10 protein-coding genes are annotated in these 12,925 nt (G+C 64.5%); 2 read left to right on the top strand and 8 right to left on the bottom strand.

What is annotated here, in order from left to right; all coding sequences use genetic code 11:
• Positions 1-22: 22 nt before the first annotated feature.
• Positions 23-1,045 carry a TOPRIM nucleotidyl transferase/hydrolase domain-containing protein gene (locus FA582_RS05070; RefSeq protein WP_010148391.1) on the bottom strand — a complete coding sequence of 341 codons (1,023 nt, stop codon included), beginning with the start codon at positions 1,043-1,045 and terminating at the stop codon, positions 23-25.
• Positions 1,046-1,288: 243 nt separating this feature from the next.
• Between FA582_RS05070 and FA582_RS05065 the strand changes: the two genes are divergently transcribed.
• Together FA582_RS05065 and FA582_RS05060 are read left to right on the top strand one after the other, a co-directional pair.
• Positions 1,289-1,618 carry a hypothetical protein gene (locus FA582_RS05065; protein WP_141567679.1) on the top strand — a complete coding sequence of 110 codons (330 nt, stop codon included), beginning with the start codon at positions 1,289-1,291 and terminating at the stop codon, positions 1,616-1,618.
• 189 nt (positions 1,619-1,807) lie between these two features.
• The gene (locus FA582_RS05060; protein ID WP_010148389.1) at positions 1,808-3,322 is read left to right on the top strand and encodes an IS1634 family transposase; all 1,515 of its coding nucleotides are present in this window, start codon (positions 1,808-1,810) and stop codon (positions 3,320-3,322) included.
• A gap of 150 nt (positions 3,323-3,472) precedes the next feature.
• Here the strand turns inward: FA582_RS05060 and FA582_RS05055 are convergent, their stop codons facing one another.
• From FA582_RS05055 to FA582_RS05030, 7 genes are all read right to left on the bottom strand, one after another.
• Positions 3,473-4,879: an IS1380 family transposase gene (locus FA582_RS05055; protein WP_029541401.1), complete on the bottom strand. Its 1,407-nt coding sequence runs from the start codon at positions 4,877-4,879 to the stop codon at positions 3,473-3,475.
• A 219-nt stretch (positions 4,880-5,098) separates the two neighbouring features.
• Positions 5,099-5,371 carry a hypothetical protein gene (locus FA582_RS05050; protein WP_010148387.1) on the bottom strand — a complete coding sequence of 91 codons (273 nt, stop codon included), beginning with the start codon at positions 5,369-5,371 and terminating at the stop codon, positions 5,099-5,101.
• 195 nt (positions 5,372-5,566) lie between these two features.
• On the bottom strand, positions 5,567-8,584 hold the full coding sequence (locus tag FA582_RS05045) for a P-loop NTPase family protein (RefSeq protein ID WP_141567678.1): 3,018 nt from the start codon (positions 8,582-8,584) through the stop codon (positions 5,567-5,569).
• A gap of 37 nt (positions 8,585-8,621) precedes the next feature.
• On the bottom strand, positions 8,622-9,377 hold the full coding sequence (locus tag FA582_RS16710) for a transposase (protein WP_202980112.1): 756 nt from the start codon (positions 9,375-9,377) through the stop codon (positions 8,622-8,624).
• Positions 9,374-9,988, bottom strand: coding sequence for a transposase domain-containing protein (locus tag FA582_RS16705; RefSeq protein WP_202980111.1), 615 nt, complete (start codon positions 9,986-9,988; stop codon positions 9,374-9,376). The genes FA582_RS16710 and FA582_RS16705 overlap by 4 nt, the downstream gene beginning before the upstream one ends.
• A 117-nt stretch (positions 9,989-10,105) precedes the next feature.
• Entirely contained in the window at positions 10,106-10,615 is a 510-nt protein-coding gene (locus FA582_RS05035; protein WP_010146174.1) for a hypothetical protein, read from the bottom strand.
• Positions 10,616-10,979: 364 nt separating this feature from the next.
• The gene (locus tag FA582_RS05030) at positions 10,980-12,812 is read right to left on the bottom strand and encodes a DUF262 domain-containing protein (protein ID WP_033228457.1); all 1,833 of its coding nucleotides are present in this window, start codon (positions 12,810-12,812) and stop codon (positions 10,980-10,982) included.
• Positions 12,813-12,925 lie beyond the last annotated feature (113 nt).

The raw sequence follows: 12,925 nt of genomic DNA, 5'->3' as shown, positions 1-12,925 counted from the left end.
TGGAATACATCAGCGACGGAGCTTATGTGTCACCATCGCCATCCACACTCGGAATCCGGAGGTTGAGCGAACTTGCAAACTCGTCTAGTTGCATTTTGTGAGGTGGCGATGGCGCGAGAAAACCCGGCTCAAGTTGACGAAACAACAGATCGTCATTGAGCAGCATTACCTTTCGGCGACCTCGGGCGAATTCGTCGGGTTCAAATAGACCCATAACGACTTCAATGGTCGGGTCTAACACTACAATTCGGACCGTCGCCCCGGGCAGGCTGCGTGCAAACTCATCGCTTAGGTCTTTTCGCACCTGAGCCGGCATGCCGTCGCCGTCAGTGACTACCACGAAACTACACGGTTGAGTAAGTGCGGGGTACAGGGATTGGGCAAGCTTGCCGAAGTTCGCTCTCCCCCCTGCGGGTATGACGGCAACGCGGTCGGGTTCAGTCCCAAATCGATCGATGAGAAGCCGCACGATTCGCTCGTCGAGCCGGCCCTCAACTAGAACTACCCTAGTTTTTTCGAGCTTACGTTGTGTTTGGGTGAACTCGGTGAGTGGTACGAAAGGAGTGCCAGACTCGGCTGCCGCACGGAGTTTCGTCTCTATGGCTAACTCGATGCCAATTCGACCATCCACAATGGCTCGGACGTCTTCACCGTCCATCAGCACTATGTTGATTTCTTTGCCGACGACAAGGGCGTTCACGGCATCTGCAGAGTACCCGCTCATGCTCACGAAAAGACCGACGGTTCCCGTAAGTTTGCCGCCAACTTTACCCGTGAATTGGTACAGCGTGGATGCGGGCTGGGGGGCCTTTTGCCATTTTAGTTCTAGCAGCATCGTCCTGCCATGCATGACGAATGATCCGCCAAGCTCTTCACCGCTAGGTTTATAGGAGAGTCGTGGCTGGAGACCCGCCTCGTCGAGCATGTCGTGAAAGATCTCTTCGAGCCTACGCCCGCGGGCCGCCTTTTCGGTCTTCGAAGCATCCTCAGCCAGCGCCTCCTGGGAGCGGAAGGCCTCTCGCCAGTCAGCCGTACCTGGATTCATACCTGAGGGTACCGAGGCACAAGGGCAGGGGGCCATAGGGGCCCTCGTTGCTCGGTCGCAGGGGGGGTCTTCCCGTGCCGTCTGCATGTCGCCGCGAGGATGACCCCGGCCGGGAAGGTTGGAGTCCCCGCTTTGTGTGCATCCATCCGACTATGCCGCGGGCCGGTCGCTTGGACTGGCTCGAAGTGTTCCACGGAACACTCCGCTGCCGTTCGCTCGCGCTGTCGCTGACACACTGAGGACATGCGGTCCCTGCGGGCAGAAGAGGTGGCTGTGGGGCAGAGTGTCCTCTACGCCGGCCCCGCTGACTTCCTCGGGATTGCTGATGCGGAACTGCTACGGCGTGGACACATCCTGATACCTCACCACCCCGGCGTCGTCCAGAAGTCCTACGGGCCCGGTGTCAATCACTGCATCGTTCAGTTCGTCGGACTCGAGGAGGAGCCGATCAGCTTCGCGGTGGGCTTCGACCACCTTGAGGACGGTACCTATCCAGGTCTCCTTGTGCCTACTGAGGGTGAATGGCAGCAAGCACTCTCCTCCGGGTGGTGGACATCGACGCCCGGACTCTGACGCCAGCGACGACCGCCTCAGTGCGCCGCGGCATGGCGCTGGCCGCACGCTACTGTCGCTGTGAACGCGTAGCGTCCGACCTGAGTTGTGACGTTCGCTTCGATTCGGCGGGTGTGACCTGCGCTGACCTGCGAGTTCGCGTCGCAGGGTGTGACTAATCGGCGGCCGCGGGGTGGGTAGCCTTGCTCGGTGGGCTCGTTCGTGCGCAAGGTGGAGACCGCCTCGGGCGCGACAGCGGTGCAGATCATGCACAAGCGGGGTCGACGGGTCCTGGCGATCGATCACATCGGCTCGGCACGGACAGATGCGGAGCTCGCGCTGCTGGAAGCGATCGCACACGAGCGGTTGCACGCCGGCCAGCAGCAGCTGCCCCTGGACTCGGCTGGGACCAGCGCTCCGGCTGCGGCCGCGGGGGTGGGCGCCACGGTCGCCGGTACGGCGTCGCTGGTGCTGTGGGAGGCCCTCGAGCGGGTGTACACCGACCTGGGCTTCGACGCCCTGGGCGATGAGGCGTTCAAGCAGTTGGTGCTCGCCCGGATTATCGAGCCGACGTCCAAGGCCGACACGGTGCGGGTGCTGGAAGAGCTCGGTGTCCCCACCCGTACGAGGGAGACGTTCATGCGGTGCCTGTCCCGGGTCGTGCAGCGCGGTTACCGGGAGCAGATCGCTGCCGCGTGCTACGCCCACGCTGCCCCGACCGGGCGCCTGTCTGCGGTGCTGTACGACCTGACGACGCTGCACTTCGAGACGCCGAAGGAGGACGGGCTGCGCAAGGTCGGGATGAGCAAGGAACGACGGGTCGACCCGCAAGTGACCGTCGGGCTGCTGTGCGACCCCGGAGGGTTCCCGCTGGCCGTGCACCTGTTCGAGGGCAACAAGGCCGAGACCAAAACGCTCATCCCGGTGCTGCAGGAGTTCCAGGACGCCCACGCCGTGAGGGACATGATCGTCGTGGCCGACGCCGGGATGTTGTCCGCGGCCAACCTGCTGGCCCTCGAGGACGCCAGCTTCTCCTTCATCGTCGGCTCCCGCGCGGCCAAGACCCCGTACGACCTGGCCGACCACTTCAGGACCAAGGGCAACGCCTTCGCCGACGGCCAGACCGTCGAGACGAGTCGGGAGATGGGCACCGGCAAGGACCGGCGCACCCGACGGGTGGTGTACCAGTACCGCTTCAAGCGCGGCAAGAACGATGACCGGGCGATCAACGCGATGGTCAAGAAGGCCGAAGACGTCGCCGCCGGCAAGCGACCGCTCAAGCGCGACCGGTTCGTGCGGATCGACGGCGCGAGCAAGGGCGTGGACTGGGACCTGGTCGAGCGGGCCCGGTCGATGACCGGGCTGAAGGGCTACGTGACCAACATCGGCCTCGAGCAGATGGACGGGCCCGCGGTCGTCGCCGCCTACCAGGACCTGTACCAGGTCGAGCGCTCCTTCAGGATGGTCAAGTCCGACCTGCGCGCCCGCCCGATCTTCCACCAGCTGCGCGACTCGATCGAGGCGCACCTGACCATCGTCTTCGCCGCCCTGGCAATCTCCCGCGAGGCCCAGCAGCGCACCGGCTCCTCGATCAAGAAGATCCTCAACACGCTCCGGCCGCTGCGCACCGCCACGATCGCCATCGGTGGCCACCAGATCACCGCCACCCCGCAGATCCCCGACGAGGCCCGCGAACTCCTGAACTACCTCAACCCCGGGGTGTAACTAAGCCTCGATCCACCGATGGGCAGGTGGATGGGCCGCTGTAGGACGGGGTCAGGTCTGTGACGGGGCGAGGGTCGTGAGGGCGCGCGTGGACTGCCGGTCTGCCCGGCTTTTCCACTGGGTTCCTGCTGGTAGGGACGGGGGCTGGGGTCAGGCGGGTGCTGCGGCCCGGCCGGGGCGGAGCGCGTCGTAGAGGACGGTCCAGGCGTGCTCCCAGGGCCAGTCGCGGGGTAGGTGCAGATGCAGGCGGCGGGCGGAGGAGGCGACCCGGGCTGGCAGGTTGACCAGCTTGCGGCGGAGCGTGGGCGTCGTCGCCCGCGCCAGCTGGGTGCTGCCGGTCAGGGTGGCCGCGGCGCGGGTGAGGTTGAACGCCATGACCGCGGCGATGAGCCAGGCGGCGTTGGCAGCGAACTTGCCCGAGGGCAGGTGCGCCAGGGCCGAGGCTTTCAGGTCGGCGTGGACGTTCTCGATGACCGCGTGGCCCCGGTGGACCTGGTCGGCGGCCACGGTGTCCCGCTCGGTGGCGGGCGTGGTGGTGAAGAACGCGTGGAAGCGCCAGGTGTCGAACATCGACTCCTGCCCGTCCTTGGCCCTGGGGTTCAGGTCCGGGACGCGGCGCACCACCAGCCGGCCAGTGACCTGCTCGGACTTCTTGGCCGAGGTGAACGCGGTGTAGTCGATCTCGGCGACCTCGGCCCGCGAGACCCACCTGCCGGTGGCCTGGTCGTAGATCGCGTCGGTGTACCTGATCGTGGTCCACGCGTCCTCGGCGATCGCGGCGATGGCGCGCTTGACCGCCGGGTCCAGCCGCACGGTGATCGAGACCTGTGCACCGGCCCTGTCGGCGGCGCCCACCAGGGCGGCGGAGTAGAACGCGGAATCGGCGCGCAGGAGCACCGGTCGCCCGGCCAGGTGGCTGCGCCGGACCAGCGCCAGGGCATCGGTGGCCAACCGGGCCGCGCCACGGGAGGAACCCACGGAACCCTTGCGCAGGCGTTGGGCGGCGATGACCGGGGCGGTCTGCTCGGTGGACACGGTCGCCAGCAGCGCGTTCAACCCTCGGACCCCGCTGTAGCCGAACCCGGCGCCCTGCTTGACGTAGCCGTGGACCTCCACGATGGTGTCGTCCAGGTCGAGCAGCACCGTCCCGGTGTCGCCGGCCCGGCCCAGCAGCCCGGTGCGCCCGGCCAGGGCGAGGGTGAAGCGGGAGGCGACCGCGTCGCCCTGGCGGACGTGGCCGAAGGTGAACGTGCGCAGGAACGAACCGAGCGTGGAGGGGGCATAGGGCCGTTCGAACAGCTTGCCCATCGCGCCATGGCGCAAGAGCCCCATGTCCTCGATGCTGTCCGCGCCGGCGGCCATACCCGCCACCAGGGCGGCCAGCTTGGCGCCGGCGTTGGCGCCCTTGTCGGTCGGCAGGCTCAGGTGCTCATCGCCCAGGGCGTGCAGGCCGGCGTCCTGAGCCAGCGACATCAGCGGCACGAGACCCGCGGTCGACACCAAGTTGGGGTCATCGAACGTCGCGGAGACCACGGGGAGGGTGTGAGAGAGTTGCATCTACGAGATGCCCTTCCGGTTTGGGTGATACGTGCTCTAGACAAGTCGTATCTTCCCAGGTCAGAAGGGCATTTCTCGCTTTCCCACGCCGCTACACCGGCTCACCCGATCGGTGGATCCAGGCTAAGGCGTCACAACTCAGGTCCGACCATGCCGCCAGGAGCACGCTAGCCTTCGGCGCGTCCGACATTGCCGCAGGTCGCTGGCAGGAGGTTGGCCTCAATTCACGAGGCACACCGAGCAGGGCCACACGTCCCCACCGACCGTTCCCAGAGCCCATCGTTCCAACTCGTCTCGGGAGCCGCAGAACTTCACGTAGGTCGCGGTCCAGTGCTTGCCGTTCGGGGGTATGCCTGCAAAGAGCCGACAGTCGGCGCGATGTAGACGGAGGTTGTCGGCTCTAGGCGATCGATGGGTGTTGAGGACGAACAAGCCCTGGTGCTGCGTGATCCATCGAAGGAACCCGTCGTCGTCGTCCACGAACTTCTCCATGGCCCGATCATGTCCCCATACGACGGGATGCACCAGCCTTGTGCGGGGCTTCAGCCTCTGCCACGAGGCGAACGTCGCGATCCCACCCGGGTGCGTCCTTCCGCCGCGTAAGCACGGATCAGGGTGTACCACCGGCCCATGGCGTCTGCACATGGGGTACATTGAGTCGATCCGTGTGGCGATACATCATGGTCATCACCACCCGTCGAGGTGGTCCATACGTTCTTGCGCCTCTGTCTCGTCGAGCTCCTTCTCCAGGCGTGCGCAGGCGGCCTCAGCGACCTCTCGTAGCTCCGGTCGCCTTTCTGCGAGGTCAGCAAAGAATCCGAGATCTGCTCTGATCGACTCGGCCACCGATCCAATGCCTTCGCGACCCCACAAGGTTCGGCCTGCGATGACCTCAGGATCTACTCCTGCGCCCACGAGAACGGGTGCCAGGTTCTCAATGGTGTGGTCCCGGTGCCCACTCAAGGACCGCAGCAGGAGGTCGACGTTGATCACTCCTTCGCTGAGGAGCTCGAAAGCGAGGACTTCGTCGCTCCCAAGTAGGTCGCTCGCGAGGCCACTTTGAACGAGCGTGTCTGCTGACAGTGAGGAACAGACACGGCGCTTCTGCGCCCGAGGCAACGCCCTTACGACCTCTGAGAGGAGCTCCAATTTGCGGTGGACGCGGTAGGACCAGTTGGACGTGTCGGCGTTGGCGATGAGCCAGTCTGCGCAGAGTTCGGGATCCACCTTGGTGGCGTGCTTGAGCATCTGTTCGAGGCGCCACGTCGCGTGCTGAGGCAGCTCTTGGGAGTTTGCTCCCAGCAATGCTGAACGCCATGGCGCTCGTAGATCCTCCGGAAGGATTGGGCCGTGTTTGAGCCCCTCGCCGAAGGAGACTGCCGCCACTGCCCTCACCTCCCTGAGAGGGTGAAGGAGCAGCGCACGGAGCATGGGGGTGACGGCGCCTAGTGTCCAGAGATCGTCCATATATGCGACATCTCCGGCGTGCAGGACGGCAAGGACTTGCTCGGCGAGCGGATCAAGGTCCGCGGTTTCACTGAGGACTGCACGGAGTACGACGCCACGCAACTCCTTCTGTTCGAGCGTCTCGCGCACCAGTTCGTCGACCGCGACGCTACTTGCTCGTGCCGTTGCGAGCATTGGTCCTATCATGCTCCGGGCGCCGTGGCCCACTGCTTCACGGAGCCAGTCTTGAGGATTCATGACGTGCTCTGCGACCCGCGTTGCCACGGACTCGCCACCATGGGGCTCGCCGAGCATCTGTGCGTCGGTCACGAGTCGCTGAAACTCGGTCACGCCGGCTTCTGCCCCGAGGGCGACAAGTTCAATCGCCAGCGAGTCCTCCTCGCGGGAACGCTGCGCCCTCCACTCGTGCCCGTCGTCACCTGGGTCCCGCGTACCGACGAATCGCGCGAGGCGGACGTCTTGGACCGGTAGCTCCGCAAGTCCGGTCGGACCCTTGTTCCAGAGCGTGACCAACGCCAGTTGGCGATTGACCCGGATCGGGATCGCAGGGAACCGCCCCGACAAGTACCCAAGCGTGTCGAGCATTCGCCGGGCTCCCTCGAGCGCGGCTGCACGGTGGTCGTCGGACGGCTTGTCTTCGCTGCTCGTTCCGCGTGCCACGAGTGCAGACCAGACGTCGAAGACATCACAAAGGTAGGCGACGGCGGCCCCCGATAGGTCAACTCCGCTGCTGCTTCTGACCCGCGAGTCCATCTCCTCCCAAAGGTCGATGAGCGTCGACATGGTGCGCGCCGTCGCAAGACCATGACTAATGGTTATGGTCCGGCGCTGTCCAGGGTCTGGCCAACTGCCCTCGACGTGTGGATCAAACACAAAGGAAGCCACTTCTGCAGCGACAAGCCACCTGGCTCTTCCGGCATTCTGATCCAACCACTCCAAAGACGATTCGAGTATTCGTTCGCGCAGCTCGGAGATCGGGCCCACATCAGGATCCAGGTACTGGCTTAGTTCTTGGATGACTCGAATTGGGTGATCCGGGTGGCTATTGCGGGGACGGTCGTCGTTGACAGCGAGGTCGAGCAGACCCTGCAGCGCCTCGCGAGAGCAGCTGTGGCGGAATGCCGACCCTAGAACCTTGATCGCTCCCTCGGTGATCGGATCATAGGTCGAACCGAAGATAGTCGTCTCGGGCTCACGGGGCGTGGCGAGTAGTTCGCGTGCCAGGGCTGCTGCTCGATCTGCTGTGTCTGGTGTCAGTAGGCCGTACGACTCAACGAGATCAAGCACCTCCGGATCGACCGGTTCCCCTTCCTGAACTCGGGCGAACCATTCATCTGCGAGGTCCAACGCTTCTCGGCCCGGGACGAGACCCGCAACTTGCAATAGGGTCTGATCGAGCCTCGTGTCGGCGTCGAAGAGGTTCGTGAGACTGCTCCAACGTCGGGTCTTGCGCGCGCCGAAGAACCAGGCCGCAGGCATCAACGGTTGTAGCGCCGCGAACACGGTCCAAGAGTCCCCCGTACGGGCAACCACCCCGCCCTGCGCTGTAGCCTCTAGCCAATTCACGAGGTCCCCGTAGCTGACATGCGTCAGACCTGCAACGATCTCGAGATCCTCCAACGATGCCTTGCCGAGTGCAGCTATGCACGCCAGGACATCGTTGAGTGCCGCGGTTCCCGCGATTGACAAGGCGAGACTATTCACTTGGTCCAGCAGGTATTGCCCGGAGGTCAGGCGCTCACCGCTGCCGTCTACGACGAGCTTGCTTAGAACGGAAGCCCACCCCGGGCGACCATCGGACTGGTCCAAGATCATCTGGCGGGCGCGAAATCCGTGAACTCCCAACTGTTGAATGAACTGGTCTATTTCCGGGCGCGGCAGCCGTTCTAACCAGACTTTTGTGGGCGTCGAAAGCAATGACTCGACCCGTGCTTCTTCTCCTGGCCACATGACCGCGATGATCCTGAACGTCAGCTGCTCTCTGCTTCGCACACGAACCAGATCCTCAAGAACATCGAGATGGAGGTGTGAGTCATCAAGCACGACGAGATCGGGGTCGAGCGAGTGGAGATCATCCGTCAGGTATTCTTTGGCGCGACACTCGATGAGATGGATCTCACCGCGAATTTCTGATATCAATCGACTCTTCCCCACGCCAGGCAGACCTACCAGCATCGTGTCCCCGGGGGCCTGTACAGCGGCCTGGAGCTCACGAATCTCCTTGGTCCTCCCGACCAACTTCGGCTCGTCCGGGGCTAACGGCAATGCCGCGCAGTTAGCCGTCGTGGTTGGTGTCAAGGACGGTGAGCAGGTGTGTCGTGATCGTGGTCTGGTAGTTGTTCCGGTCGACGGTCCCTTTGGCGCGGTGCTTTGAGATGGCGCGTTTGGTGACTCTGGGGCTTGAGCGTGATCGGCGGGCGGGCATGAGGCCGTCCAGGACCGCTGCCCCGATGCGCCCGGTCAGGTCGGTGCCGCTCTGGGTGAGGATGCTCGCCGCGTTGTGGATGCTGTCGCGGGCGGCGGTCAGGGCGATGGTGAGGCTGAGCCGGTCGGGCGCGACGCCGCCGGCGGTGCTCAGGGCGGTGTCGGCGATCGCGGTTCGTAGTGCCTGGTGGACGATCAGGACGGCGTAGACCTCCTGGGCGATGCCGGCGGGGGTGCGTGCGCGCAGGACCCGCCCATCCAGGATCCTCGCCTTGGCCTCTCGGTAGCTGGTCTCGATCTCCCACCGTTGGTGGTAGAGCTCCACGATCTCCATTGCCGGGTGCAGGAGGGGGTCGGTCAGGGTCGTGACCAGGCGGTACCGGCCGGTGCGCTGCTCACCGCCCGAACCCAGGTCCACGGTGATCCGGGCGTCGATGACACGCACCCGCAGCTGGCCGAGGGCCACGATCCGGGTGCCGTCGCCCAGGTGGGACAGGACCTGGAAGCGGCGGTCGTTCTTGCACCGGATGAGCAGGTCGGCGCCGGTGGCGGCGAACTGCTCCAGCAGTGCCGTGGCGGCGAAGTTGCGGTCACCGAGCAGGATCATGCCGGGTCGCAGGCAGCCGGCCAGGGGGGGGCGTAGGTGGTCTCACCGACCAGGTAGGACCCGAAGACAGCGTCCAGGACGGTGCGTGAGCCGCACGCGATGATGCTGACCAGCCTCAGCATCGGATACCCGGCCGGGGAGCCCGGACGGGCGGTCTGCCGGCCGAAGCCCGCCGCGTTGGCGGCGCTGTCCGGGACCGCCATCGTGGTCCCGTCGATCGCGCACACCAACAGGCCGTGCCAGCGCGGGGACCCGGCCGCCGGCCCACGAACCAGGTCGAACAGCTCGCGCAACGGGGCGACCCCGATGCGCCGAAAGGCCTGGGACAGCGCCGAGCTTCCCGGCGGCTTCACGCTCAGGCCCGCACCGCAGACCAAGCGTCGCAGCACCTGCTGGTAGCCGACGTCGGCGAACAGCACCGCGGCCAGCAGGAGGTAGACGACCACCCTCGTGGGCAGGCGCCGCACCCGTTTCTGGGCCGCCCCCGCGGTCTCGATCGCCGCGTCGACCAGATCGACGGAGACGATCCGGGTCAGCTCGCCCAGATGACCTGCGGCGAAGGGGTCCACCGGCGCGAGCACCCGCGCAGAGATGACAGACTGGGACGACAACGGAGCTCCATCGGTAGCGGGACGTCTTGCAGGACATCCCTTCACTACCGGGGGAGCTCCGTTGCTCTGCGCCCGACACGCCGACCAGCAGTCACACTTGCAACACCAGCCACACCACTAACTGCGCGGCATTGGGGCTAACGGCGTCCGCCGCGACACCGCGTCCAGGCGTCCCTCCACTCCGGTCAGCGCGATGCGCCACTCGGGGTCTTTACGCAACGCTTCGACGAGCCAGTCCCGGGTCCAGAACTGCGGGACGGGCAGGTCGTGCGTCTCGGCGTACCTTAAGACGTTCCGCCGTTTCGCGTCGGACAGCGGCGCGTGGGTCACCAGGACTAGTTGGTCGACACGGAAGATCTCGCCCGCGCCACGGATCTTCTCCCAGGTCGCGCGGCTTCTCTTCAGGTTGTCGAGAACGTCCCCGGTCGTGACAAGGATGCGGCCCCTCGAGTCTGGGTCGTTGGCGACCGGCCCGTATATGTCCGCGTCACGACCCCCATCGCTGCCGCCTTCCACCGGTTCAACGTTGTTGTACACGTTCGTCAGCAGCGCCACGGCGCATCGCTCGAAGACGTCGGGGTCCACCCCACGATCAAGGGCCGCTGTCACGCGTGCAAGCAGGTTCACGAGCCAAGCCTGTCATGAGCAGCCGACACATAAGGGACGGCGGCGCGTGAAGGAAAGGTCGGGGCACCGACGACCGCACTGATGTCACCGCCGTCCACTCCAGTGGAGCGATTCGAAATGTGTGCAGGGACTCGCCGCGAACGGACGACACTTCTAGGCTGCGCCTAGCCTACTCATACTGACAAAGCACACCTCAAACTCCGTTCCGCCAGTGCGTCATATCGCCGCGTTCCGCGCCGAGGAGGCTTCCCTTGCGACCACCTGGCTCGAGACGACCTGCATGCACGGCAGCCTCACACCTGAGTCGGTCATCCGCGAAAGCCACGGGGCGCCGGTAGAACTGTCGCTGACGTCCACCCGTGGGTCAGTCCTCGTCGTCGCCCTGGGCGAGCGCCTCATCGAGAGCGACCTCTGACAGCCCTTCACTCGAGGGCGTTGGCTCCGGTCCATGGGTCCTGAGCTTGTCTTGGATGCGGGTAACGAGGTTGGCACGACGCTGCTCGTAGAAGGCCATGAAGTCGTCAATGGAGTGTGGCAACGTCGATGGCAGCGCGTTGCGGGCAAGGAACGCGCTCCGATCGTCCGGCGACGGGTATTCCGCCGCCAGCCATTCGTCAGGCGCCTTGTGGGACTTCCCGATGTTCTCAAGTCCCGGTAGCAGTTGCAGGTTCGGCAAGGTGTCCCGAAGGGAGACCAGCTCGGCGATGTGTTCGGCCGAAAACTTTGGGGTGCCGTCGTCAGCTTTTTGTTTGGCCAGTGCTTTTTTGTCGAAGCGCGCTGCCGGGAACACGTGGTCGATGTGAAAGAGGTTTCGTGTGTCGACGTGCGGGAATAGCGTGGCGAGAACTGCGAAGGTGCGGGCCTTGCCGTATTCGAGGGTAAGGACATCTTCGATCAGAGCATCAGTGACCGCGAGGGACTTGCCGCGCAGGGCCATGGCCCTCTCAACGGCCGCAAGCGGGAACGACGACGAGCCCTGGCTCTTGATAACATCGCGTAAATCGCGGAGCAAGGTGTCCAGGCCTGAGCCCCAGATGCCTCGCACGATGAGCGATCTAAGCACCCAGGATCGGAGAGTTTCTCGATCTTCGCGCGTGTTGGGAGACTCGCGGTAGGAATGTCCGAGCTTCCCATGATGGACGTAGTACGCGACCGGAATGAGGACGCTGTCGGCAGTCAGTGCTCCGCCGGAGAGTCCAAAATCGCTGAGGAGGCCGACCGCAACGTGTAGAGAGGTGCTCATGGCGTCCCAGTCGAATTCCAGTCTGGCCATGTTCGCGGTTGTGAAGTTTTTGACCTTGAAGCCGATGTCACCCACGTCAGCGAGGACGAGGCCCGATTTCAGGATGGTGTCGCGGGAGAAGTTGAACCCCATGCCGGTCTGGTTTAGCGAGTCCACCAGGCCGTGCACTGCCGCCCTGGCATCGCCTTCCCACTGGGCGGTTGCGATGGACAGGAGTAGGTCACTGTAGGAGAGCACCGTGCCACCGGAGTTGACTCGGACGAAGATGTCGAGGACGCGTTCGATGTCCTGCACGTCCTCCTCGTAGAAGTGGAGGCTCGCGTTGTGGTGGATCTCTTGCCAAAGTTTCGCAATCAGGGCCACGGCGGTCTCGCTGTTGCCAACGCCGTACTTCGCCGGAATCTGCATCATGGCCGCAGGCTCGGCCGACTCGAAGATCTCGCAAACAGGGAACCACATTTTGGTGTCGTCCTCAGCGGTTGCTTCGAGGTCGAGTTTGGTCAGGAATTGAAAGTGATACTTGAGCCCGAGCTCGTTCTCGGGGGCCTCGCCGATGAGGTTGAGGTAAAGCCGTCGCTCTGGGTAGGACCATGCCTTGTTAGACCAGCCACCGTGGTTCTTATACGCGTACGTACCGCGGAGCCCAATGTTGAGCGAGGTCAGTCGTTGCTGCCCGTCGAGCACTGCGACGACCTCCCGGTCAGTGGGTATGTCGACGACCGGGTTGTGGCGGTTATTGAAGGCGCTGTAGTCCTTCATGAAGCCGTAAAACTTAAACTTGCTGATCGTCTCGGGCGCCACCCTCCACGAGAGAAAGCTCCCGACCGGATAGCCGCGCATGACCGAGTCGAAGACCCGCACTACCTGCGACGGCTTCCACACGTACTCACGCTGGATGGCAGGCAGGATCAGCTTGTGCTCTTGGATCTGTCGTAGGGCGGCGGCGATCGTCATCGGTTCCCTGTGTCCCACATGTGCACCCTAACCGAGGGCTCGGGCTCGGGTGGCTCATGACGTGCGAGGGCGTGGTGCCCCGCCATCGTCTGGAGGAATTACGGGCCGCAGGA

Source organism: Serinicoccus profundi (assembly GCF_008001015.1).
Classification (GTDB): Bacteria; Actinomycetota; Actinomycetes; order Actinomycetales; family Dermatophilaceae; genus Ornithinicoccus; species Ornithinicoccus profundi.
The sequence above is the reverse complement of the archived record's forward strand: the minus strand, read 5'-3'. Positions and strand labels throughout refer to the sequence as shown.